General features: G+C 68.2%; 23 protein-coding genes and 3 pseudogenes. 16 read left to right on the forward strand and 10 right to left on the reverse strand.

What is annotated here, in order from left to right:
- Positions 1–16: 16 nt before the first annotated feature.
- The 4 genes from ACFYP5_RS36175 (at position 17) to ACFYP5_RS36190 (ending at position 3,126) form a co-directional block, all read left to right on the forward strand.
- A complete protein-coding gene (locus ACFYP5_RS36175) occupies positions 17–841 on the forward strand; it encodes an isocitrate lyase/phosphoenolpyruvate mutase family protein (RefSeq protein ID WP_389043753.1) in 825 nt (274 codons plus the stop codon).
- Between the two features lie 60 nt (positions 842–901).
- Positions 902–1,549 (forward strand): nitroreductase family protein, encoded by a 648-nt coding sequence (locus ACFYP5_RS36180; RefSeq protein ID WP_389043755.1) that lies wholly within the window; start codon positions 902–904, stop codon positions 1,547–1,549.
- A 173-nt stretch (positions 1,550–1,722) separates the two neighbouring features.
- Entirely contained in the window at positions 1,723–1,857 is a 135-nt protein-coding gene (locus tag ACFYP5_RS36185) for a hypothetical protein (protein ID WP_389043757.1), read from the forward strand.
- A gap of 369 nt (positions 1,858–2,226) precedes the next feature.
- Positions 2,227–3,126 (forward strand): NADP-dependent oxidoreductase, encoded by a 900-nt coding sequence (locus tag ACFYP5_RS36190; RefSeq protein WP_389043760.1) that lies wholly within the window; start codon positions 2,227–2,229, stop codon positions 3,124–3,126.
- 694 nt (positions 3,127–3,820) lie between these two features.
- Here the strand turns inward: ACFYP5_RS36190 and ACFYP5_RS36195 are convergent.
- From ACFYP5_RS36195 to ACFYP5_RS36210, 4 genes are all read right to left on the reverse strand, one after another.
- On the reverse strand, positions 3,821–4,129 hold the full coding sequence (locus ACFYP5_RS36195; protein ID WP_389043763.1) for a DUF6510 family protein: 309 nt from the start codon (positions 4,127–4,129) through the stop codon (positions 3,821–3,823).
- Between the two features lies 1 nt (position 4,130).
- Complete coding sequence (locus ACFYP5_RS36200) at positions 4,131–4,877, reverse strand: ferredoxin reductase (RefSeq protein WP_389043766.1); 747 nt, start codon at positions 4,875–4,877, stop codon at positions 4,131–4,133.
- Positions 4,847–5,446 (reverse strand): sulfite oxidase-like oxidoreductase, encoded by a 600-nt coding sequence (locus tag ACFYP5_RS36205; RefSeq protein WP_389043768.1) that lies wholly within the window; start codon positions 5,444–5,446, stop codon positions 4,847–4,849. The genes ACFYP5_RS36200 and ACFYP5_RS36205 overlap by 31 nt, the downstream gene beginning before the upstream one ends.
- Before the next feature lie 628 nt (positions 5,447–6,074).
- Positions 6,075–6,680, reverse strand: coding sequence for a dihydrofolate reductase family protein (locus tag ACFYP5_RS36210; RefSeq protein WP_389043771.1), 606 nt, complete (start codon positions 6,678–6,680; stop codon positions 6,075–6,077).
- Positions 6,681–6,835: 155 nt separating this feature from the next.
- Here ACFYP5_RS36210 and ACFYP5_RS36215 point away from each other — a divergent pair, with 155 nt between their 5' ends.
- Positions 6,836–7,318: a MarR family winged helix-turn-helix transcriptional regulator gene (locus tag ACFYP5_RS36215; RefSeq protein ID WP_389043772.1), complete on the forward strand. Its 483-nt coding sequence runs from the start codon at positions 6,836–6,838 to the stop codon at positions 7,316–7,318.
- Between the two features lie 225 nt (positions 7,319–7,543).
- On the opposite strand, the gene ACFYP5_RS36220 is transcribed toward ACFYP5_RS36215, so the two are convergent.
- Entirely contained in the window at positions 7,544–8,038 is a 495-nt protein-coding gene (locus ACFYP5_RS36220; RefSeq protein WP_389043774.1) for a MarR family winged helix-turn-helix transcriptional regulator, read from the reverse strand.
- A gap of 131 nt (positions 8,039–8,169) precedes the next feature.
- Between ACFYP5_RS36220 and ACFYP5_RS36225 the strand changes: the two genes are divergently transcribed.
- Together ACFYP5_RS36225 and ACFYP5_RS36230 are read left to right on the forward strand one after the other, a co-directional pair.
- Positions 8,170–8,685 carry a YceI family protein gene (locus ACFYP5_RS36225; protein WP_389043777.1) on the forward strand — a complete coding sequence of 172 codons (516 nt, stop codon included), beginning with the start codon at positions 8,170–8,172 and terminating at the stop codon, positions 8,683–8,685.
- A 167-nt stretch (positions 8,686–8,852) separates the two neighbouring features.
- The gene (locus tag ACFYP5_RS36230; protein ID WP_389043779.1) at positions 8,853–9,032 is read left to right on the forward strand and encodes a hypothetical protein; all 180 of its coding nucleotides are present in this window, start codon (positions 8,853–8,855) and stop codon (positions 9,030–9,032) included.
- 451 nt (positions 9,033–9,483) lie between these two features.
- Here the strand turns inward: ACFYP5_RS36230 and ACFYP5_RS36235 are convergent, their stop codons facing one another.
- Positions 9,484–10,389 (reverse strand): AraC family transcriptional regulator N-terminal domain-containing protein, encoded by a 906-nt coding sequence (locus ACFYP5_RS36235; RefSeq protein ID WP_389043781.1) that lies wholly within the window; start codon positions 10,387–10,389, stop codon positions 9,484–9,486.
- 143 nt (positions 10,390–10,532) lie between these two features.
- Here ACFYP5_RS36235 and ACFYP5_RS36240 point away from each other — a divergent pair, with 143 nt between their 5' ends.
- The 4 genes from ACFYP5_RS36240 (at position 10,533) to ACFYP5_RS36255 (ending at position 14,043) form a co-directional block, all read left to right on the forward strand.
- Positions 10,533–10,850: a putative quinol monooxygenase gene (locus ACFYP5_RS36240; protein ID WP_389043831.1), complete on the forward strand. Its 318-nt coding sequence runs from the start codon at positions 10,533–10,535 to the stop codon at positions 10,848–10,850.
- Between the two features lie 105 nt (positions 10,851–10,955).
- Positions 10,956–11,924, forward strand: a complete 969-nt coding sequence (locus ACFYP5_RS36245; RefSeq protein WP_389043782.1) for an alpha/beta hydrolase — start codon at positions 10,956–10,958, stop codon at positions 11,922–11,924.
- A 52-nt stretch (positions 11,925–11,976) separates the two neighbouring features.
- Positions 11,977–12,735, forward strand: a complete 759-nt coding sequence (locus ACFYP5_RS36250) for an SDR family NAD(P)-dependent oxidoreductase (protein WP_389043784.1) — start codon at positions 11,977–11,979, stop codon at positions 12,733–12,735.
- A 192-nt stretch (positions 12,736–12,927) separates the two neighbouring features.
- A complete protein-coding gene (locus ACFYP5_RS36255; RefSeq protein WP_389043786.1) occupies positions 12,928–14,043 on the forward strand; it encodes a PP2C family protein-serine/threonine phosphatase in 1,116 nt (371 codons plus the stop codon).
- Positions 14,044–14,082: 39 nt separating this feature from the next.
- Here the strand turns inward: ACFYP5_RS36255 and ACFYP5_RS36260 are convergent.
- Positions 14,083–14,282: pseudogene (locus ACFYP5_RS36260) on the reverse strand (IS30 family transposase); the annotation flags it as partial.
- Positions 14,283–14,469: 187 nt separating this feature from the next.
- Here ACFYP5_RS36260 and ACFYP5_RS36265 point away from each other — a divergent pair.
- Positions 14,470–14,835 (forward strand): annotated as a pseudogene (locus ACFYP5_RS36265) (2Fe-2S iron-sulfur cluster binding domain-containing protein); the annotation flags it as partial.
- Positions 14,836–14,921: 86 nt separating this feature from the next.
- Here ACFYP5_RS36265 and ACFYP5_RS36270 read toward each other — a convergent pair.
- From ACFYP5_RS36270 to ACFYP5_RS36280, 3 genes are all read right to left on the reverse strand, one after another.
- On the reverse strand, positions 14,922–15,386 hold the full coding sequence (locus ACFYP5_RS36270; RefSeq protein WP_389043836.1) for a hypothetical protein: 465 nt from the start codon (positions 15,384–15,386) through the stop codon (positions 14,922–14,924).
- A 100-nt stretch (positions 15,387–15,486) separates the two neighbouring features.
- The gene (locus ACFYP5_RS36275) at positions 15,487–16,044 is read right to left on the reverse strand and encodes a DoxX family protein (RefSeq protein ID WP_389043788.1); all 558 of its coding nucleotides are present in this window, start codon (positions 16,042–16,044) and stop codon (positions 15,487–15,489) included.
- Positions 16,045–16,171: 127 nt separating this feature from the next.
- Positions 16,172–16,912 (reverse strand): helix-turn-helix transcriptional regulator, encoded by a 741-nt coding sequence (locus tag ACFYP5_RS36280; protein WP_389043791.1) that lies wholly within the window; start codon positions 16,910–16,912, stop codon positions 16,172–16,174.
- Positions 16,913–17,073: 161 nt separating this feature from the next.
- On the opposite strand from ACFYP5_RS36280, the gene ACFYP5_RS36285 reads away from it, so the two are divergent.
- The 4 genes and pseudogenes from ACFYP5_RS36285 (at position 17,074) to ACFYP5_RS36300 (ending at position 21,874) form a co-directional block, all read left to right on the forward strand.
- The gene (locus tag ACFYP5_RS36285) at positions 17,074–17,724 is read left to right on the forward strand and encodes an IS6 family transposase (RefSeq protein WP_389043794.1); all 651 of its coding nucleotides are present in this window, start codon (positions 17,074–17,076) and stop codon (positions 17,722–17,724) included.
- A gap of 611 nt (positions 17,725–18,335) precedes the next feature.
- A complete protein-coding gene (locus ACFYP5_RS36290) occupies positions 18,336–19,427 on the forward strand; it encodes a hypothetical protein (RefSeq protein WP_389043796.1) in 1,092 nt (363 codons plus the stop codon).
- A 127-nt stretch (positions 19,428–19,554) separates the two neighbouring features.
- Positions 19,555–20,558: pseudogene (locus tag ACFYP5_RS36295) on the forward strand (integrase core domain-containing protein); the annotation flags it as partial.
- Between the two features lie 572 nt (positions 20,559–21,130).
- Positions 21,131–21,874, forward strand: coding sequence for a hypothetical protein (locus ACFYP5_RS36300; protein WP_389043797.1), 744 nt, complete (start codon positions 21,131–21,133; stop codon positions 21,872–21,874).
- The last annotated feature ends 17 nt before the right edge of the window (positions 21,875–21,891 follow it).

Consider the following 21,891-nt stretch of genomic DNA (forward strand, 5'->3'; position numbering starts at 1 on the left):
TTCAGGAAGGCTCGACATGCCGGGCTCCGAACTCTATGAGAAATTCATGGCGCTGCACACCCGCGACGGGGGCCTCGTCATGCCGAACGCATGGGACGGCCTCTCGGCGCTGATGCTGGCCGATGCCGGTTTCGAGGCGATCGCGACATCGTCTGCGGCGATCGCCGCCACGCTCGGCCGCCTCGACGGGCGTCACGAAATCACCCGCGAAGAGCACCTTGAGCATGCGCGGCTGCTCGGCCGCCTCACCGGGCTGCCCGTCAACGGAGACTTCGAGGACGGGTATGGCGACATGCCTCAAGACGTCGCCGCGACCGTTGAGGCCGCCGTGGAGTCTGGCCTGGCCGGTATCGGGGTGGAGGACACCTCGGGCGATCCCGAAAAGCCGATCCGTGACTTCGACGAAGCAGTCAATCGCGTACGTAGCGCGGTCGACGCTTCGAAGGGGCGCATCGTCGTTACCGGCCGCACCGACAACTTCATCCAGGGACGGCCCGATCTTGACGACACCATTCGGCGTCTGACGGCCTTCGCTGAGGCGGGCGCGGATGTGGTCTACGCGCCGTTCCCACCCGACCGCGAAGCACTCGTAGCGATCGTCACCGCGGTCGCCCCGACACCGGTCAACGTCCTGGTGTCTCCGTCGGACAAGGTGCTGACCGTCGCGGAACTGCAGCAGGCCGGGGTCAAGCGCATCAGCCTGGGTCCGTTGCTCTACACCCACGCGATGGGCGCACTCGAACAGGCCACGAAGGCGCTCCTCGCGGGCGACCTCACCTCGGCGACGACAGGTATGAGCTTCGCGCGCGTCAACGAACTGCTTGCCCACGGCAAGAAATAACCCAAACAGCACGAATCACTGACTCTTCACCCGGTGATCGCAAGACAAAGGCAGGTTGGCATGAATCTCGACAAGCTCATGAACAAGCACCTCACCAGGTACTTCGACCCCAGCAAGACCATCCCGGAGGAGACACTTCAGCAACTGCTGGGGTTCCTGCGCTCCACGCCGTCATCGACGAACGTACAGCCCAACCACTTCTATGTCCTCGCCACGCCCGAAGGCAAGGAGCGGCTGGCGGCCAATCTCGGCGAACGATTTCAGGACAACAGCGAGAAGATCCTGAACGCTTCACACACCGTCATCCTCACCACCAGAGCGGATCTTCCCGACAGCCACCTCGATGCGGTGTTCACCAAGGAGAGGGCCGACGGGCGGTTCGCCGACCCGGCGAAGCACGAGCGGTGGGAGTTCATGACCCGCGACTTCCTCAACTTGCGCAAGTACGGCTACAAGGACGTGAACCACTGGATGGAAAAGCAGACCTACCTGGCCATGGGTCTGACCATGATGGCGGCCGCTGAGCTCGGCGTCGAAGCCATGCCGCTCGAAGGGTTCGACCCGACCAGTGTCGACAAGGCGTTCAAGATCCGCGAGACCGGACACACCACGACAGTGCTGCTGGCCCTCGGCTACCCCGACCCCGCGAAGGTGTACGCCAGCCCGATTTCGCGCTTCGAAACCGACCGGATGTTCACCTTCGTCTAAACATCCCGGCACCGGGACCGACTGTGGCGGAAGTCCGCAGGCCGCGGACACTCCTGGTCCTTGCGGCCGGCCCACCCCGGACAACCAGACCGGCGGTCGGCGCCGCCGGTCATCACGGCCCGCGCGATGTCGGTCGCGGGCGCCGGCCGGCGCCCCAACCGTTGGCGCCCCGGATGACCCAACAGCGTCGGCGGACCTCCCACTCGCCCGGCAGAGAGTTCTCCGACCCGCACCGTGGGGTCGCCGAACGACTCGGCACGGAACTGCTGGCGGTAGGCGTCGACGAGATCCACACCGCGCCAAAGTAGACCGCGATCTCGCCGACGCCGATCGGGTCGGGCGGCACCTCTCGCAGCGCCTCGACATCCACGGCGTACCGCTCGTCGAGCGCCGAGGCCTCCGCGACACGCCCTTGACCTCAACAGGTTGAAACAAGCGGCGGCGAGAGCGACGGAAGCGCGGACTGATGGCTACCTGCCGTCGGCGGCAACGCTGCTGTCTGAGGCGCCGGGGATCTGGGAACCGGTCGGTCGGACTGAGAGCGACAAGAAAGATCTAGTGTGAAGGCGTGCGGAATGTCCAGTTCGACACCGCTGCCGGATTTGGGTTTCCGGCCTGTACCTCCTGGTCGGCCGGACCGAGTGAGAGGACAAAGATTTGCTGTGAAGGCGTGCGGAGTGTCCAGGGCCGAAAAGGAAGTGGCCCTGCTGGAGTTGCCCGAACCGTCATCTCCCGAGCCCGGTCAGATCCTGGTGGCGGTTGAGGCGGCCGGGGTCGGCCCGTGGGACGAACTGGTAATCGACGCCAGTTGGGACGTGGGACTGCGCCCCCCGGCAGCACTGGGAGTCGAGGGCGCAGGCAAGGTGCTGGCCGTCGGTGCGGGTGTCACCGGGTTCGCCGTAGGCGACCGGGTGCTCGCACACGAGGCCCCGCTGCCCGGGGGAAGCGGCTTCTGGGCCGAACGCGTTCTGATCAACGCGGAACACGCGGCAGCCTGCCCACCAGGGTTGGACGCCGCACACGCAGCGGCACTGCCGGTCAACGGGCTCACCGCGTTGCAGGCCCTGGAGAAGCTGGACCTCAGCCGAGGACAACGACTCCTGATCACCAACGGAGGCGGGGGAACCGGAGCCCTGGCCATCCAACTCGCCGCGGCCGACGGCATCGAGGTGACCACAACCGCGTCTGCTGCCGCCGCAGAGCGCCTGCTTGGTCTGGGAGCGATGGAGGTCGTCGACTACCACGACCCGAACTGGCCGGCCAAGGTACGCGGCGGGTTCGACGCTGCCCTCATCATCGCTGCCGGCACGGCGGACACGGCCCTGCCATTGGTGCGGGACGGCGGCCAACTGTGCTCTCTGACCTCGGACGCGCCACCGGAGGAACGAAGCATCACGAGCTGGGACCTCTACGTCGAGCCCAACGCCGCGCAGCTTGTCCAGCTGGCGGAGCAGGCCGCCGCGGGAACCTTGAAACTCGCACCGGAACCCCTTGCGCTGAGCGAGGGACCGGCTGCGTTCACACGGGTGGTTACCGGACGGGCCGGCGGTAAGAAGATCGTGCTGACCCAAGCATGACCCGACCGGGCACCGCCCCATCCCGATGCTGGGCCACGGTGCCCGCCAGGCGGGATCGAGGAGTCGTCAGGCTGAGATAGAAAGGTTCACCAGGCCGCAGCCGGTGGAGCGGGTTGCCAAGCCAATTGGACGTGGGACGCATCCGGTCGGAAGTGGTGCAACTCCTCGTGTCTCCAGTGCAGCGGTACTCAGGGCGCCCGGCCGAGGGGCCGTCAGCGGACCCGGTCGGCGGACTGGTGCACCAGGCCGAGGTGCGTCGGCACCTCGGAGTCGTCGGCGACCGGTACTTCGCTCAGGCGGCTCATCACGACGCGTCAGTGACGGTCATGGCAGCAGAGAGCCTGCCCTTGGACGTCAACCCAGACGTCCACCTCCGGCAGATGCGGCGAAATATCCTGCTCCGAGGCATCGACATCGACGCATACATCGGCTGGACCGTCGAACTCGACAGCGGCGGCGGTCCCCTGATCCTTGCCGTCAACCGTGCTGCACGACCCTCCGCGTGGATGGACACAGTCATCGGCCCAAGGCGCACAGCGGGCACTCCGAGGTAAGGGCGGCGTCCGATGCACACCGCTGTCGGACGGCGTGCTCCGTGTCGGCAGAGCGAGCTTCTGTGTCGTCAAGCAGTCCATCAGCCGTGTGAACAAGGTTGCAGGTCCCCACAGCTAGCAGGACGTAGTGCCCCGCACGCTCACTCCTCCCCCAGAGGGATGGCCAGCGACGCGGCGCCGCTCATGTCGAGCCAGGCAACGCCCTTTGCACGCACGACGCGCAGCACGACCTGACCACACTGCTGGCAGCGTGCAACAAGGCCCGGAGCGCGCCCATACACGTGCAGACAGGCGAGCGGCGCCGTGCATCCACAGTGCGTGCATCGGCTCGTCGCGGCAGTCACGTCGACGACGAAGATCTCGGATAGGGGCCCCGCCAGCGCATTTCCATCGATGTACCCACCGGGGGCGCTGGCCGCATCCGGATCGTTGGTCTCCAGAAACACCATCTCAACCTCCGAAGCGTTCGGTGCGGACACGTTCTGGGGCGTGCCCGAGGAGCACCAAGTAGGCAGCTGCCTTCTCGACGAAGCCTGTGGGCCCGCAGACGTAGCAGGTCGGCTCAGAGTCAGGGGGCCAGCCGTTGCGGACCAGGTCATGGGGGGCGACACGCCCTGGCGGCCGCGGCGCATCCGGTGGGGCTTGCCGGGTGTAGAGGTATGAGATGTCCACTCCCGGCGATCCCTCACGGAGCTCGGAGCGATACAGCAGCTCGTCCGGGCCCCGGACGGAGTACAGAAGCCGAAAGGGGGCTCTGCTGCCGGCCATTTCGCGGGTGCGAATCATGCACATCAGCGGTACAAGCCCCGAACCGCCCGCAACCAGCAGGACCGGGTCCGTTTGCTCTTGTCCCCAGACGAACCAGCCGCCGACGGGGCCGCGTAGTTCCAGCTGGTCGCCGGGTGCCAGCTCGTCCACCAAGTACGGCGACACCTCACCATCAGGCAGGCGCTGGACCGTAAGCTCGAGGCGCTGACCATCGGAGGCAGACGCGATCGAATAGCTACGTTGGGTGCTGTAGCCGTCTTCCGCGGTCAACCGCACGTCTACGTGCTGACCAGCCAGGTGCCCTGGCCAATCAGGCACGTCCAGCACCACTGTGACCGCCGTGGCCGACTCCACGCGCCGACCCGTCACCTCAGCAACACGCCAGCGAAGCCGGTCGCCTAGTCTCCCTGGTACCGCTGTTCTCGCCATGGGTCTCCGTAGTTGTGGTAGCCGACGCTCTCCCAAAAGCCAGGCGTGTCGCTCTCCCGCAGTTCGATCCCGCGCACCCACTTGGCAGACTTCCACAGGTACAGGTGGGGTACGAGCAGCCGGGCCGGCCCACCGTGTTCGGGCGCGAGGTCATGGCCGTCGTAGCTGTAGGTGATCCACGCCTTGCCATCGAGCAGATCCTCGAGCGGTACGTTTGTGGTGTAGCCCCCGTACGAGGTGACGAGGGCGTGCTCGGCGGCCGTCTCCACATCCGCGAGCAGAACGTCCAGGGATACTCCTCGCCACTCGGTGCCGAACTTCGACCACTTGGTCACACAGTGCAGGTCGACCGTCGGAGATTCCGACGGAAGCGCCATCAAGGCAGCCCAATCCCATGTATGCCGCCGTCCGGCCTCAGTGGTTACGGAGAGCTCCCAGGTGCTCTTCTCTACGTGAGGCGTGGGCCCGGCGGACAACACCGGGAAGCCGGTGGCCTCGTACTGCCCAGGTGGCAGCTTCGTGCCTTCGGGCGGCCTTCGCCCGTGAAATCCGCGCGAGATGATCGTCATGCTCGCCGTCCCTGTCTGTCGGTTCTCGTACAGCCGTTGCGACGGCTTTCCGATTAGCGTCTGCAGGAAGTCTTCTCTTACCCCATGTCACCGGGCGGGCGAGGCATTGTCAGCGCCAGTGACAGTCGGACACGCCTGAAGAGTGGCCGCGAGCCCTAGTAGTCATGCATGCGCTCAGCGAGCGGGGAGGGGCGCCTGCACTCAACGCTACCTGGGTATCCAGGCAGGCGCCGCCGCTACCGGGGCACTGGGCGGCCAATCAGTCAAAGCCACACCTACGGCATGAGCGCGCTAAAGCCACACCCAGGCCCCTGGGTCTCCCGATCGTACGAAGGACCGGAATCAACCCGCCAACAAGGTAAGGAGCGCTTCAGTTGGCCCCATCGGCCATGTAGAGCGCTCAGCTCGCGAGGCCCTGCCCAGGGAAGCGTCCAACGGCGCATCCGTATCCGAGAGGTGGTTCTCTGCGGAGACTGCGGCCTGGGAGGGAGTACGTGGGCTGAACTGCGACGGCTCGGGGCCAGGCGGACCGGGCGTTGTGGCGTTGGCCGTGCGCCCCCTGTTAGGTCTTGCTCCGCGCCCGCCGGCGCCGGCCTGGCGGCCGTCCAGACCGGCGGACGGGGCGACGTCACGCAGGGACGCCGAGCGGCGGGTGCTCGAGCACGCGGGGCTTGTACTCGACCAGCTGGATGCGGCCGTCGAAGGTGCGGTGCTCGATCATCTCGAGGGCAACGTCCGGATAGCCGTCGTAGATGCGTTCTTCGCCCGTGGCCCCAGTGATCACCGGAAACATCACAACCCGGAAGCGGTCGACGAGTCCGGCACGTAGCAGGGACCGGCACAGGCTGAGGCTGCCGATCGTGCTGAGGAGCCCCGAGCCGCTCGACTTCATGGCGCGGACCGCGTCGACGGCGTCGTCGCGGACGAGCGTGGAGTGGGCCCACGTCAGTGGCTTCTCGAGTGAGGAGGAGAACACCACCTTGGACGCTTGCGTGAGCTCGTCGACGGACGCCTCTTCTTCGGGCCTGAACTCGTCTTGGCCATTCGGGACCTCGCCTGCGGCGAAGCCCGACATAAGGCGGTAGGTGTTCGCTCCCATGAGGTAGGTGGCCTCGGGCTGCTTGCCGAGCCATGCGAGGTACTCCGGGCCCTCGAGGCCCCAGAACCCGGGCCATCCCTCTCCCGATGCGTGGCCGTCGAGGGAGGTGATGAAGTCGACGAGAAGCTCCGACATGGCGGTGTCCTTTCCTGGGGTGTCACGAGCTTGGACCGGCCGGGAGCCACAAACTCATCGGCCGCGCTGTGGAGTAACGAGAAAGCCCATGACGCTGCAGCCGATCAGGTCGGCGGAGCGCCCCCCGCGAACGGCCCGGGCCAACCGTCACGCTGATGCTGCGCGGTGGGGGCGACTGTGTCGTCTGGTGTCGGCTGCGCCTGCCACGGTGGTGCAGCGCCGCCAGCGGCGGGACCCAGTGCGCGAGCGGCCGCACCCTGAGCTATCTGCAGTTCTTCCTGCTCGGGCGTCTCGCGGAGGCACCACAGGGTCGGACGCGGATGCCCGACCTGGCCGACACGGTGATCCACAGCCGCAGCGGTCTGAGCTACCAGGCCACCAAGCTGGAGAGCGCCGGACTGCTGCGCCGCGAGCCTTCTCCCGAGGACGAGCGCTCAGTCACCGCCGTCATCACCGACCAGGGACGCGCACTGTTGGAGAAGGTCCTGCCCGGCCACGTCGCGGTCGTCGAGCAGGGCATGTTCGACGCACTGGACGACCAGCAGGCGGACGCACTGGCCGACGCGCTCGGAGCGGTCCGTGACCGGCTCCGCACACTGACTCCGTCCTCCGCCGAGCGGCGCCGCAGCCGGAACTGACCCCGGGCGCCGCCCACCTGCCGCCGCCCGGGCCCGGATGAAACGGGCGACGGTTCGCCCCGCGTCGCGTCTCGCGGCTTCCCGCCGCGCACTGGCCTGCGCTCCGGCCCTCCCGTTCGCTCCTGGCGGTGGGCGGCAGCCCGGGGGCCTGCGTGGATGAGGTTTTCGCCAGGCGCAGGGTCAGGCTCCGGAGCGTTCCGATTGGGAGGGGCGAGGCCAGGGGACCTACGTGCTGTCCTCGGCATCCGCCGGCTTCGGCAGCAGGCTGTGCATCATCGCGCAGTCGTGCGGGCCCTCCAGGCCCTTGATGGCTCGGGTGACGGCTTCGGCCAGCGCGCCGGAGGCGTCTCGGAGGAGCTGCTGTGCCTTGTCGGTGAGTGTCACCTGGATGCCCCGCCGGTCGCCGCAGGCGGTGCTGCGGGTGATCAGTCCGGCGTGCTGGAGGCAGGCGACCTGATAGGTGAGCCGGGTCTTGGGGCGGCCGAGGCGTTCGGCGATCTGCGTCATGCGCAGGCCGCTGGCGGGCCCGTCGGCCAGGAGGCACAGCACGAGGAACTCGTCGTGGGAGATCCCGAGCGTCTCCTTCACGCGGGAACGCAGTTGCTGCTCGATCGCGCCGGCTGCGGCCAGCAGTCCCATCCAGGCCCGCAGTTCGGGTGGCAGCAAGGCGGACTCGCCGGTCGCGTCATGTCCGGGCGGGTCGGCGGGGAGGGAGGCCATGGTGCCCCAGTGTACCTGTTGTTCAAATTTGGAGTATCGGCCTCCAGTCATCCAAATTTGGACGACTGGAGGAGGCGCCGCGCGCCCCACCTCCGGTCCACTCACCTCAGGCATCCCATCAGGAGGACCGCATGTCCATGGCAGTCGAAACCGGCACCTGGCAGCTCGACCCCGCCCGTTCCACCGTCGGCGTCCGGCACAGGACGATGTGGGGCATGGTCACGGTGAAGGGCACCTTCACCGGTCTTGCGGGCGGCGGCGAGGTGGGCCCCGACGGTTCTGCCAGCGGTTCGGTCACTCTGGACGCCACCTCCCTGGACACCAAGAACGCCAAGCGCGACACGCACCTGCGGTCCGCCGACTTCTTCGACGCGGAACGGCACCCCGAGCTCACCTTTGCCGTGCACAGCGCGACTCCCGGGGACGACAGGACGGTCCAGGTCGCCGGTCAGCTGACCGCGCGGGGCATCAGCCGCCCACAGTCCTTGACCGCGCACCTCACCGAGGCGAGCGCCGAAGCAGTCACGCTCACGGCGGAGTTCACCGTGGACCGTGAGCAGTTCAGCATGGGCTGGAACCAGCTGGGCATGATACGCGGCGCCACCACCGTCACCGCATCCCTCCGCTTCGTCCGCGCGACGTCCTGAGAGGGTCCCGCCCGGCCGAGACTGCTGTCGGCGAACAGGGTCCGGCGGGGCTGCGACGGCGTAGCCGGGCGGGGGCCATCCCCGCGGGTGCGCCGAGCAGAACGTTCTCCCCGGCCCCATCACGTACGGCCGAGGGCCATCCCTGCGGGTGCGGGGAAGGCCCAAGCATGAAGCACACGACGCTCGGGACTCTCCACCCGGCGGACTCGGTCAGCACCGACGGGGAAAAGGGGACCTGGTATCGGGCGAGCCTGCAACACCGCTCCGCGTTCGGCCTGAAGTCCGGTACCACGGGCTGGGTCACGAAGACCGGCATCGAGCCGCAGGTGTGTATGCAGTCGGACTGACCGAAGCGATCGACGAGGTGAGCAGCCGGCCGCGTGCGAGTGGAAGCGGTCGCCCACCCGCACTGCCGTGTCCGGCTGCTCTCGGGGTAGGCGGAAACGGCGGTGGCGTGGCGCGGTCAGCAGACCCGCGGTCCGGCGTCCGCGGCGCGCACCGGGTGCACTTGTGGACGTAAGCAGCCACGAGGATGCCGACGAACAAGATCGCTGCCATCGCCGCAGCAATGTGCACCGCCCTGCTGGGGCCCTTCGGCTCAGGGATGTCGGCACCCGGCCGGCCGGAGAGGTGCTGCGCGCTGGTCGCCGGTTGCCCTCGGCTTTCCTTCCAGGCTCCCTGTGCCGGGGAGCCGTTCGGAGCGGACCGCGCAGGAACTCACGGGCGAAAAGCACCTGCGGAAACCGCAGAACGACCCTCGCCGCTCCTTGCACAACCCTCCTCCACGGTCCAGCCGGCTCAGGGGAGGACACCTGCCGGCGTGCGCACGGCCTGACGCAGACGGACGGCGTCCTGGCTGGGGGACGCACCGAACTGACGGCGGTACTCCCGGCTGAACTGTGACGGGTTGTCATAGCCGACGCGGTGGCCGACCCCGGTGACGTCGCCCGGGTGGGTGGCCAGCAGCAGCCGGGCCTCCTGCAGCCGGATCTGCTTCTGGAACTGGATGGGACTCATCGCGGTCACCGCCTGGAAGTTGCGGTAGAAGGCGGAGACGCTCATGCCGGAGAGACGCGCCACGTCCTCGACCCGGAAGGGCTGCGCGTAGTGCTCGCGGATCCAGCGCACGGCCCGGGAGACGTAGCTGAGGCTGCTGTCGGCGAGGCCGAGCTGGCGAACCGTCGCGCCCTGCTCACCAGTGATCAGGCGCCACAGGATCTCGCGTTTGACCAGCGGGGCCAGTACGGCCCGGTCGCGGGGCTCGTCGAGCACGCGCAGTAGCCGGACCACTGCGTCGAGCAGTGCAGCCGGAGCGTCGCTGACAGCGATCCCCGACGGCGCGCCCCCGCTGGTGCGGGGAGTGTCTCCGGGCCCGGCCTGCAGCAGCAACTCGGAGACGGCGGACGGCTCCAGCATGAGACCGAACCCCAGCGCCGGCTGTTCGGGGTCGGCCTGGGTGAACTGTCCGGTGACGGGCAGATCGACGGATGCGACCAGATACTGCCCGGGGCCGTACTCGTACACCCGGTCGCCCAGGGCGAGGCGTTTGGTGCCCTGGGCGATGACCGCCAGCACGGTCCCGGACATCGAGGGCGCCGGCGGGTCGGGCCGGTCGACCTTCGAGATGAGGACGCCGTCGATGGCCGTGGTCCAGTCGGGCCGGGCATGCCGCGCCAGGAGGGTCCGGAGTTCTTCGAGGTGCATGCGTCCATTGCAGCACCATTTCGTGCCGCGGCTCCCGTATCCGAGAGGATCGTGCAAGTACAAGCGAGCATCGTTCTAACGTTTTCGCAGGTCACGTCGGTTGAATGGAATCACCTCACTCCATCACCGAGAAGAAGGCATCCATGATCGTCAACTACGGCTTCAACGCGACCCTGACCGCCAAGCCCGGAATGGGCGACCGGCTGGTCGACCTGCTGCTGACCGGTCTGAACGAGGGCAGCCCCGGCGCGAGCGAATTCTGCGTCGTCTACCTGGTCTCCCGTTCCACGTCCGACTCCGACGTCGTCCACGTCACCGAGGGCTGGACCAGCGAGGAGGACCACCACCGGATCTTCGCCGGCGAGGCCGCCCAGGCAATCCTGGCGCAGATAGACGGACTGCTGGCCAAGGAGTCCCAGTACACCGACTACGCCCCCGTTCGCGGCAAGGCCGCCTTCTGACCCGCCGATCGCCTTACGCCCCGCGCCTCAGCCGCCTCTGGCGCCCGCCAGGGCGGCCCTCGCCTCGCCCGGCTGTCCGGCACCACCCCACGAAAGGCAACGATCATGACCACGGCACGACCCGACCTGGACCGTGAACTGCGTGAACTGCTCGCCGACATGCCCCTCGTGTCCCAGCTCAGTCCAGAGGTGCTCACGCAACTGCGCCGGCTCCCGTCGACGCCCGTCGAGCCCCTCCTCGCACACCGGCACGTCGACCGGCGCGAAGTCACCGTGCCCGCCAAGGACGGTGCCCCCATCCTGCTGTCGGTCCTCAGCCCCGCGAACACCGATCGCACCACCACCGCACCCTGCGTCTACTGGATACACGGCGGCGGGATGGTCATGGGCGACCGCTTCTCGCAGATCGACATACCGCTGGAGTGGCTCGACGAGTTCGGCGCGGTCGTGGTCTCCGTGGACTACCGGCTCGCACCCGAGGCCACCGGCACCACCTTGGTCGACGACTGCTACCAAGGACTGCTCTGGGTTGCCGAACACACCGCCGAACTGGGCATCGACCCCGCCCGGATCGTCGTCGCGGGCGCCAGCGCGGGCGGCGGCCTCGCCGCCGGCGTCACCCTGCTGGCCCGCGACCTCGGCACCCCGGAGATCGCCGCGCAGATGCTGATCTGCCCCATGCTCGACCACCGCAACGCCAGTACCTCCAGCCGCCAGCACTCCAACGGGCCCGGCGTCTGGACCCGCGAGATGAACGAGTTCGGATGGCGCTGTGTCCTCGGCGACCTCGCCGACGACGAGGTCACCGAGTACGCCTCACCCGCGCTGGCCGACGACCTCTCGGGCCTGCCGACCACCTACATCGACACCGGCTCCGCCGAAGTCTTCCGCGACGAGGACACCGACTACGCAACGCGCATCTGGGCAGCCGGCGGCCAGGCCGAACTCCACGTCTGGGCGGGCGGCTTCCACGGGTTCGACGCACTGTACCCGCAGGCCCACATCTCAGCCACGGCCCGCCGGACCCGCACCGACTGGCTCACCCGGGCCCTGCCCCCGAACCCCGCCGCATAACGCCGACGGCTCACACACAACACACACCACCGCACCCCAGGAGGAAAACACCATGAACGTCGCCATCGTCACGGGCGCCAGCTCCGGCATCGGACGAAGCACCGCCATCGAGATCGCCAAGCGCGGCACCGGAGTCATCCTGACCTATGCCAACAACCCACAAGGAGGGCTGGAAACGGCAGCCGCCATCGAGAGGGAGGGCGGTACGGCCGTCGCACTGCCGCTCGACGTAGGCGAGACCGGCACCTTCGCGGCCTTCCGCGACACGGTGGCCGACGTGCTGCGCGACAACTGGAAGCGCGACACCTTCGACCATCTGATCAACAACGCCGGTTTTGCACACACATCGTTGATCGAGGATACGACCGAGGAGACATTCGACAGGCTCATGCAGGTCCTGCTCAAGGGCCCGTACTTCCTGACGCAGAAACTGGTGCCCCTGATGGCGGACGGCGGGGCCATCGTCAACACGAGCAGCAACTCGGCGGCGACGGCCGGCCTGGAGCCCGGCTACTCGGCCTACGCATCCATGAAGGGCGGCCTGAACGTGCTGACCCGGTACATGGCCAAGGAATTCAGCACACGCGGCATACGCGTCAACGCCGTCTCACCCGGATCGACCCGCACTCGGATCGCCGACGACGCCTTCACCCGGTTCCCCGAGGTCGTCCCGGCCCTCGCCGCGAGGACCGCCCTCGGCCGGGTCGGCGAACCCGACGACATCGGCGCGATGATCGCCACACTGGTCTCCGACGAGAGCCGCTGGGTCACTGCCCAGAACATCGAGGTATCCGGCGGCTACAACCTCTGACGGTCGACCCCAAGGGGCCGGCGCAGGAGTTCCTGGCCGTCAAGGTCGGTGGGGGATGAGACCGCAGGTGCGTACGCGACCGGCGGTCCGGCGCAGCACCAGGTACGCGAGGGTGCCGGAGTGCGTCGGCAACGCCGCCGGCGTGCGGCCGCACTACCCGTCTCTGCGTGCGAGCCTGTTAAGGGAGGAGCCATGTCGCAGCGTCTCGCTGAACTTCGCCGGCTGGTGCGATCGGGCCGGGCATTGGTCGCCATCCCGATCGCGTGGATAGTTGCGGTCTCCGTGATCGACGTTCTTGCACCGCCCGACATTCATCTGGGGCCGCTGCTCGTTGCGGCCCCGGCGATCACGCCGTTGTTCGGCGGGCCCTGGACGGTGGGTCTGGTTGCTGCGCTGACGGTGGTCGCGCAGACGATCATCGGGTTGCTGCGCGATTCTGACGGGATGCTGTCGGCCAACCACGAAGCACAGATCATCGGCCTGATACTGGTCGGCGCGAGCCTCGTGGTCTTCTGTGTACTGCGGGAGCGTCGAGCAAAAGAGCTGGCGCAAGTACGGTACGTGTCCGAGACCGCCCAGCGTGTGGTTCTGCCGCCGCTACCCAAGCAACTCGGACCGCTGCACGTCGCCTCCCTGTACCTTGCGGCGGAGGCCGAGGCCCGAATCGGCGGGGATCTGTACGCGGCGGCGCGCACCACCTCGGGCACCCGGCTGATGGTCGGCGATGTGCGAGGCAAGGGGATGACCGCGGTCAATGACGCCGCTTTGCTGCTCGGAGCGTTCCGCGTCGCGGCCCACCGCCAGGCGAGCCTGGGTGATCTGGTGGCCTACCTCGACCGAAGCGTGTGCTGGGACCTGATCGAGCCAGGTGAGACGAGCTGCTACGGAGAGACGTTCGTCACCGCCACCATCCTGGACATCCTCGACCGGGACGGCCGAGTCGAGATGGTCGCCTGCGGGCACCCGCCGCCGGTCGTCCTGCGTGACGGCCGACCGACGACGATGGACGCCCCTCATCCCGCACCTCCGCTGGGCCTGGGTGAACTGGTGCATCCGCGGTACCACGTCGACAGCTTCCAGTTCGAGCCGGGAGACCTTCTGCTGCTGTACACGGACGGCGTCACCGAGGCCCGCGACTCCACCGGCACTTTCTACCCGCTCACCGAGCGCATCACCGGCTGGACCGAGAGCGACCCTGACGCCTTCCTTGTCCGCTTCCGGCGCGATCTGATGCACCACGTCGGCGGACACCTGAACGACGACGCCGCCATGATCGTCGTAGAGCGTCCCGCCACGCGCCGAGCCTGATCACCCGGTCCCTCTTGCACCACGCACACTTCGATGGTGGTTGAGCTCTGCGGCCACAGCGGCAAGGTACTTGCCGCTGTGAACGGACAGATCGGTGCCCTTGGGGAAGTACTGGCGGAGCAGGCCGTTCGTGTCCTCGTTCGAGCCGCGTTGCCAGGGGCTCCTGGGTCGCAGAAGTACACGGGTATGCCGGCCGCGGTGCTGATGTGCGGGTGGTGGGCCATCTCGGTGAGCCTGTCGGCGATGTAGACGCGTTCGTCTCGGGTGAGGTACCGAGACGACGAAAGAGCCCGGTCAGCCCGCACTCTGTGTGCGGGCTGACCGGGCTTCTTCTTCGTGGAGTTCGTGCCGTTGCGCCAGCGCCAACCGGTTCGTCGGTCGATGCCGACAAGGCGGCACGCTTCTGCACTGCTGACGCCGAGCTTCATGAGGCGGAGGTATTCCTCCCGCTCACGGACCAGCTTCTTCCGCCCGTCGTTTTGGCGGACCTTCCCGATCTCGCGGGTGTTGACCCCCGAGTCCGTAGGTCGGCGGCTGGCTCACAGCCAGGCCCGAGGAACCCGTCGGCGGTCTCGATCCCGTCCTCCTGGCGCCCGGCGAGGTGGTGACGGTGCCCGAGAAGCCGAACTTCCCCTCCGCCCCGGCGAATCCCTCCTCGGCGCCGGACTGCGGGCAGGACTCCTGCCGTACTCATGCCTGGAAGACATCTGCGACACGTGCCGCGCCAAATCCACCGGCCGACCGGTCCGCCTGGACGAGTGCGACCTCGAACAGACCGACATCGACGCCGGCTACGTCCTCACTGCCGAACCCGACGCGCGGATGACGCCGTCGTCATCGACTTCGGCCGGGCGTGAGCGCCGCGAGGCGGAACGGCTTCACCTGTCACTTCCTCCATCCGCTTCGCTCGGGCGCATTCGGCTCGATATCCGCCTTGTCTGGCGGTGCCGGGGTGGCGCCGGTCGTCGACTTCCTCCCAGCCAGGCAAGAAAGGCGAGGACGAACACCCCTTCGACAATCAAGGACAGGGGACCGTACGGCGGCTCCCAGCCGGGTTCGTAGTAGCCATCCGGCAGGCCGACAGTGCGCGACAGCAGAAAGCCGATGATCATGCCGAGGCTGACAAGGGCCCCGGTCAGCCAGGCGACCATGGGGCGCTTCAAGGTCACCAGTGCCAATGCCACGACGAGCATGACGGCACTGCCCACGGTGAACAGGACGCCGACGTAGAGCTTCTCCTCGAGGTGGTCAGGAATGAGGAGGCCGTGCAGCACCACGTTGGCGAGGGCGCAGCTCGCTCCCAGCCCTCTGAGAGAGACTTCGCTGGCAGAGGTTGAGTTCATGGTGGCTCCAGCCGTTCATGTGAACGGAGCAGACCAGCCGGGGAACCGGAGCGGAAAGCCCGCTCGCGCCGGCTGCAGGTGAGGGCTGTCTCCCGAAGGTTCAGAGACTCAGCACGATGGCGGCACTGATTCCGCCGAGGCCCAGGGCAAAGGCACCCTCGGCCCAGCCGCCCGCACCCCAACGGAAGAACCGGTCAACGGCCAGCCGGCCGGGACCGATCATGGCGACGGCCAAGGCGACAACGGCGATACAGACGCTGTACTCCACGCCGCCGCTGGTCTCCCACAGACCATGGGCACCGGTCACGGTGGCCATGGCATTGATCATCACGCCAATCAGGGCAGCGGCCGCGAGAGGGGTGAACAGCCCTGCAGCCAGGCCCAGACCACCGAGGAATTCGGACAGACCGCCCACCAGGGCGAAAATCTTTCCCGGGTGGTAACCAAGGGCTTCGAACCCCTTACCAGTTGCCGTCAGGCCCATACCCTCGAAAAGCCCGAACAGCTTCTGAGCCCCGTGGCCGGCCATCAACAGCCCGAAGGTCAGCCTGATCAGCAGCAGCCCCCAGTCCGATGCGGATGACCCCGGCGTGGCGGTGATCGGCGCTGCCGGTTCTGCGCGAGCCGAAGCCCGATGCGTATAACTCTTCGTAATCATGACGTGCTCCGGTGAGCATGTGAATACGGCGCTTCCTCAGCCCGGACCGCGCCAAGCCACCGATCGACGGCGAGCGTTCACGCCACATCGCGGAAGGATGCTTCCAGGCTGCGGCCTCTTCGTCGGCTCACCGGCCGCAAGCGGTTCCGGGGCCAGAGGAGCCTTGTGCCTCGCCGTCCGCGCGGAGTTCGACGCAGCACGCGCCGGGCCGCGGGGCGAGCACCGCTGTGGTCTTGTCGCTTCCCAGGCCGTGCAGGTAGCCGGCCAGGAATGCCTGATTGACGGCGCAGACCAGTTCCGGGGCCTTGGCCGCCAGGGGGTGGAAGGGGCAGTTGCGCAGCCGCAGCAGGGTAGGCGCGGTGCGCTCCGGCTCGTACCCGAACTCCTTGAGCGTGTTGGCGGCCAGGCTGAGCTCCTGCTCGGCGCCGAGCAGGCCGGGACGTACGAGTTCCCGCTCGGTGCTGCCCAGGGTTTTCCCGCGCCGATATGCCACGCGGAGTGCGGTATCGCGGGCCGATTCGGCCCCGGCCTCGGTCAGGACGGCCTCGGTCAGGACGTCGGCGAGCATTTCGTAGTGGCGCTCGGGGATGCTCACCGCGATGGCTTCGACCACCGGCTCGTAGACCTTGGGCCTGCGGCCGACCTTGTGGATCATCCCGACAGGGGACTCGTAGTGCGATCGGAGCAGGCCGACTGTCACCAGCTTGTCCAAGTGGAACGCCGCCAGCTTGCGGGAGATCCCGAGGCTTGCGGCCACCTCTTCGCGCGTGACCGGACGCCGCTCTTGCCGAATGAAGTCGAACATGCGGCGGCGCTGATCGTCGCCGAGGGCGGCGAGAGTGGTCAACGAGGTGTGATCCAGTCCCACGGCTCCATAATATCGCCAACGAGATTGGGCGAAACTGTCAAACTTCCATTTTTTGGGGTGAAAGTACCGGTGGTGCCGCAGCAGGCCTCCGGCGGGCGCTGTCACGTCGGCTGGCCGGATGGGATCTTCTTCTGGTTGATCACGGTGGAGGGGGATTGTTCGTGGAGAGTGCGTCGCCGTCGTACAAGGGTCACCGGTACCCGGTCGAGGTGATCTCCCACTGCGTGTGGCTGTATTTCCGCTTCCCGCTCAGCTTCCGCGAGGTCGAGGAGCTCATGTTCCAGCGCGGTGTGATCGTCTCCTACGAGACCATCCGCCGCTGGTGCGCCAAGTTCGGCCAGGCCTATGCGAACGGACTGCGTCGCCGCCGGCCCCGGCCCGGCGACAAGTGGCATCTGGACGAGGTGTTCATCAAGGTCAACGGGGAGCGGAAGTACCTGTGGCGGGCCGTCGACCAGGACGGCAACGTGCTCGACACCCTCGTGCAGAACCGGCGGGACAAGGCCGCCGTCAGACGCTTCCTCCGCCGCCGAATGAAGACGACCGGCACGGTGCCGCGGGTGATGGTCACCGACAAGCTCCCCTCCTACGGCGCCGCCCACCGCGAGGAACCTCGTGATCGGCTGCTGCTGCGGCGTCGGCGAGCCGCTGGTGTGTGTGTGTCATGGCTGGTGCAGGTCGTGCTGCGGTCCCGCGGGCCTGGTCGAGCGCCTGGCCACACGGTAGTCGGGCCGGTGCCGGGGCGGTGGCGGCAGCGGGCGGGATGCAGTCGCCGTGCCGGGGCGGGGATGAGCTGGGTGGGACGCCAGTAGCGGTTGAACGCGGTAAGGGACCCAGCCGTCGTTGGCCATCATGACTGCGCTCTGGTGCCGTCCGGGGTAGTCGACGCGCAGCGGCGTATATCTGGGGGCTTGTCCGGCGAGAGTGAGCGCGTGGACCTCGTCGGGGTGGAGACGGCAGACGTGGGCGACGAGTCGCTTTCCCTTCAGCGGGCCCCTACATAGTCCAGGTCGACGGCAACCTTTCCACATCTGTCATGAGCGAGCCGTGGACGGGCCATGCACCCGACTCGGCGAGGGCTTCCCGGCCGATCGGAAGGGTAAGGGACTTCAGCGCACCCTCGATCGCACCGCGCCGCCGCTCCCGAGGGCCCCCATCCGGGGGGGCCGGCCACCGCGTGCGGCTCGACGAGCCCCTGGACGGCCACACCCGCCGGCTCCAGAGTCTTGGCGTAGCGGTCGACGAACTGCCGCCCCCGACGGGCCACCCGGACCTGACATTCAGGCTGCGGAAGACCCGGTCCCTCGCCACCATCTGCCCGATCACCCGCATTGCGTAGCGCGGACGCTCCGTACATCCCCGCAAAGAATCATCACGGTAGGGTTGCAAGTCGCCATGACCCCACTCGTCGCGGGAGGCTGTTTTGCGCGTCCTGATCGGCGTCATCGGTGCGCTGATCGTCCTGGGGGCGTTCTCATCGGTGCTGCGCACGTTGCTGATTCCCCGGCCAACCCGGTCCATCTTCACCCGGGTGCTGCACAAGATGGTGCAGGTGCCGTTCCAGTTCATGGCGGACCGCTGTCGCAGCTCCGAGACCAAGGAGCGGGTATTGGCGCCGGTCGCGGCCGTGTCCATCCTGTTCCACTTGGTCGGATGGCTCGCCGCCGCCTGGGTGGGCTATTCGATGCTCCAGGCGGCCATCAGCGGATTCGGTGTGATGGACGCGCTGCGGGAGACGGGCGTGGCTCTTTTCACGCTCGGCTTCGCCAGCAGCCGTCACGTGGAGCTGACGATGCTCGACCTCTGCGCCGCTGCGACCGGGCCCATCATCATCGGCCTCCAGATCGGCTATCTGCCAGCTCTGTACAGCGCCTACTCCCGTCGCGAGGCCGAAGTGACAACGCTGCAGGCACGGGCCGGCAGCCCGCCCTGGGGACCGGAGATCCTGGCCCGCTATGCACAGATCGGGCTGACCGATGACATCACGGAACTGTTCCGCAACTGGGAGCGCTGGTCGGCCGAGGTCAGTGAGAGCCACACCAGTTATGTGGTGCTGAGCCGCTTCCGCTCGCCGAGAGCCAACGACAACTGGCTGATCTCGCTGCTGGCCGTCATGGACGCCGCAGCCCTGCAACTCGCCCTCAACCCCAGCCGCCCGCAGGGCGATGCTCGACTGGCGTTGCGGGCCGGCTTCGTCTGCTTGCGCAACATCGCCCAGGTCTGGCGTCTTCCGTTCGAACCGGATCCTTCCCCCGACGCGCCCATCCAGCTCACCTATGAGGAGTTCGCCGAGGCCGTCGCCCATGTCACTGCGTACGGCTACGCCGTCGAACGCACCCCGGAGCAAGCATGGCCGCACTTCAGGGGCTGGCGTGTCAACTACGAAGACCTCGCATATCGCTTCGCTTATCTCCTGGATGCCGTCTCCGCCCCCTGGTCCGGACCGCGACGTACTTCCAAGGAGCACATCGCCCCCGTCACCCCCGTCGACCGCAAGCCGAACGTCTCCCTTTGACGGTGGTACTGCGGGTGCCGAATAGTCATCCGTCGAGGTCACAGCTTTGATCGCTGATCTGCGGGGCTCGGGGGGATCATCGCGAAGTGGTCGCCTGCTCGGCGCCGGGACGGCATCATGACCTGTCGTGCTGCTGCGTCTGGTCTACCTCGCTGCGACCAACATCCCGGTGATCCTGCGCCTGCTGGGGGTGAGCGGACGCGAGAAGGAGATCGAGATCGGCGTGCTCTGCCATCAACTGCTGGTCCTGCAGCGCGAGGTCGGCAGGCTCACCTTCACCGCCACCGACCGCGCCGTACTCGCCGGCCTCCTTCACCGCCTGCCGGCGGACAGACTGCGACGCCTGCTGTTGCTGGTGCGGCCGGACACGATTTTGCGGTGGCACCGCAACCTACTCAAGCGCCGCCACGCCGCCACGCCGCGGTGAGCCGACCACATCGCCAAGGACGACCACCCACCGTACGGTCGATCCGTGCCCTGGTGCTGCGCCTGGCCAGGGAAAACCCGCCGTGGGGGTATAGGAGGATCCACGGCGAACTCGCGGCCCTCGGGATCAAGGTCGCCGCATCCACCGTCTGGGAGATCCTCAAGGAGCATGGCATTCCGCCCGCGCTCGAGCGGCAGAGCACGACCTGGGCCGAGTTCCTGCGCGGCCAGGCCGAGGCGCTGCTGGCCTGCGACCTGTTCGAGGTCCGCACCCTGGCCGGGGCGCGCCTGTACGTCTTCGCCGTCATCGAGCACACCACGCGCCGCATCCGGATCGTGGGCGCCACCGCCCACGCCCCGGCGGACTGGCTCGTCCAGCTCGGACGGAACCTGTTCATGGACCTCGAGGACGCCGGCAGCCGCGCCAGATTCGTCATTCGGGACCGGGACGCGAAGTTCACCGCCGGCTTCGACGCCCTGTTCGCTGAGGCGGGTCTGGAAGTGGTCAAGACCGGGATCCGAATACCGCGAATGAACTCCATTATGGAGCGCTGGATCCAGACCTGCTGCCGCGAGCTCCTCGACCGCACCCTGATCTGGAACCAGCACCATCTCCTGCACGTGCTCGATGAGTTCGAGACCTTCTACAATGGACATCGGCCACACCGGGCCCTGGGCCAGGCCGCTCCACTGCGCCCGCTGCCCGCCCTGACCCCCGCCGAGGTCCTGGAAGTCGTGCCGGTGTTCCACCCCGTGTGGGCCGACGCCGACCCGGCCCACATCGCCTTTGCCGACGAGCAGACCGCACACGGCAACTTCCGCGCCTGGGCCCAACTCACCGCCCACACACGCACCGCCCTGGAACGCACCGGCCGTACCCGCCCGGATCAGGACCTGCTGCGCTGGGCCTTCAGCCGCCTCGCACGACCACCCTCGAATCGTTGTCCCGGCTGGCCGTGGTCTTCGACGGCACCGATGACGCCGTCCACACCCACAGCGCGCTGGCCGCCCACGACCCCCCGGCAGGCCGGGTCACCCTCCATCCGGGACCGGGCACGACCAGCGACACAGCTCTCGCCCACGACCTGCTGGCCGCGCTGGGTAAGCCGCCACAGCTCTCCGGCCGTTTCCCCGCGGGCCGCCAGCCGGTCTGGGAGGCCGCGACCGCCTGGGTCCACGCCCTGCCCGTCAACCGCCTGACGGTCCTGCGCGCCCACCGCCTGACCGACCGCCGTCTGCGGGCATTCCTCCAGCTGTGGGACAACACCGCTATCCACATGACGCTGGTCGTCCACCGCCCGCGCCTGACGGCCGCCCTGCACCGCAGTCTCGCCTTCGTGCCCCACCCCCGCGCCGCCACTCTCGCCGAAGCGCACGCCCTCCACTTCGACGGTCACCCACCTAAGGCCGGCGCCGCACCGCGGACCGCGGCAGTGCCCCTCCCCGCGCCGGCCCGGATCAACCTTCCCTCCCTGGACCGGCTCGTCTCCTACGACAGCCCGAGCCCGTGCCTGGGTCCCTGCACACCCGCTCCCATCGACTGGAGACACCGGCCCGCACCCGAGCCCCTCACCTGCGCCCAGGCGGCGGAGGCCGCGCGGCGTATCCACGCCACCACCGCCCACCCGCAGTTGGCCGCGGCGCTGGCTTCCACTCTGTTCACGGGCGCCTCCTTCCAGCAGCTGGCCACCGCCCGCAGCGACGACTTCTACGACGCCCCCGGCCTCCTCGCCCTCCACGACCGCACCCGCTTCACCGACGGCTGCGCCACCCACCCCGTCCCGCCCTGGGCCGGAGCCTTTCTGCGCGCGGCCACCCGCTACGCCAACCTGACCGGGACCATCCACATGCTGGCCGGCCCGGGGGACCGGCCCGCCGTGCTGGGCCTGGCCGATAAGGCCCGACTGCGTCCGCCCCAGCCGCCCGCGGCCGTGCGCACCGGGAAGCGGGGATCGGTGGTGTGGGACTGGCGGGAGGCACGGGAAGCACACGGGTACGGGCCGGCGCCGGCCGACCGCTGACCGGCACCGGCTCGTCC

Source organism: Streptomyces sp. NPDC005262 (assembly GCF_042872425.1).
GTDB lineage: Bacteria > Actinomycetota > Actinomycetes > Streptomycetales > Streptomycetaceae > Streptomyces.

Coding starts and splice junctions, on each gene's coding strand:
- ACFYP5_RS36180 (WP_389043755.1), top strand. CDS start 902: ATGAATCTCGACAAGCTCATGAACAAGCACCTCACCAGGTACTTCGAC.
- ACFYP5_RS36240 (WP_389043831.1), top strand. CDS start 10,533: ATGATCGTCAACTACGGCTTCAACGCGACCCTGACCGCCAAGCCCGGA.
- ACFYP5_RS36195 (WP_389043763.1), bottom strand. CDS start 4,129: ATGGTGTTTCTGGAGACCAACGATCCGGATGCGGCCAGCGCCCCCGGT.
- ACFYP5_RS36215 (WP_389043772.1), top strand. CDS start 6,836: ATGCTGCGCGGTGGGGGCGACTGTGTCGTCTGGTGTCGGCTGCGCCTG.
- ACFYP5_RS36220 (WP_389043774.1), bottom strand. CDS start 8,038: ATGGCCTCCCTCCCCGCCGACCCGCCCGGACATGACGCGACCGGCGAG.
- ACFYP5_RS36250 (WP_389043784.1), top strand. CDS start 11,977: ATGAACGTCGCCATCGTCACGGGCGCCAGCTCCGGCATCGGACGAAGC.
- ACFYP5_RS36205 (WP_389043768.1), bottom strand. CDS start 5,446: ATGACGATCATCTCGCGCGGATTTCACGGGCGAAGGCCGCCCGAAGGC.
- ACFYP5_RS36175 (WP_389043753.1), top strand. CDS start 17: ATGCCGGGCTCCGAACTCTATGAGAAATTCATGGCGCTGCACACCCGC.
- ACFYP5_RS36270 (WP_389043836.1), bottom strand. CDS start 15,386: ATGAACTCAACCTCTGCCAGCGAAGTCTCTCTCAGAGGGCTGGGAGCG.
- ACFYP5_RS36210 (WP_389043771.1), bottom strand. CDS start 6,680: ATGTCGGAGCTTCTCGTCGACTTCATCACCTCCCTCGACGGCCACGCA.
- ACFYP5_RS36235 (WP_389043781.1), bottom strand. CDS start 10,389: ATGCACCTCGAAGAACTCCGGACCCTCCTGGCGCGGCATGCCCGGCCC.
- ACFYP5_RS36230 (WP_389043779.1), top strand. CDS start 8,853: ATGAAGCACACGACGCTCGGGACTCTCCACCCGGCGGACTCGGTCAGC.
- ACFYP5_RS36255 (WP_389043786.1), top strand. CDS start 12,928: ATGTCGCAGCGTCTCGCTGAACTTCGCCGGCTGGTGCGATCGGGCCGG.
- ACFYP5_RS36275 (WP_389043788.1), bottom strand. CDS start 16,044: ATGATTACGAAGAGTTATACGCATCGGGCTTCGGCTCGCGCAGAACCG.
- ACFYP5_RS36300 (WP_389043797.1), top strand. CDS start 21,131: ATGACGCTGGTCGTCCACCGCCCGCGCCTGACGGCCGCCCTGCACCGC.
- ACFYP5_RS36245 (WP_389043782.1), top strand. CDS start 10,956: ATGACCACGGCACGACCCGACCTGGACCGTGAACTGCGTGAACTGCTC.
- ACFYP5_RS36225 (WP_389043777.1), top strand. CDS start 8,170: ATGTCCATGGCAGTCGAAACCGGCACCTGGCAGCTCGACCCCGCCCGT.
- ACFYP5_RS36185 (WP_389043757.1), top strand. CDS start 1,723: ATGACCCAACAGCGTCGGCGGACCTCCCACTCGCCCGGCAGAGAGTTC.
- ACFYP5_RS36200 (WP_389043766.1), bottom strand. CDS start 4,877: ATGGCGAGAACAGCGGTACCAGGGAGACTAGGCGACCGGCTTCGCTGG.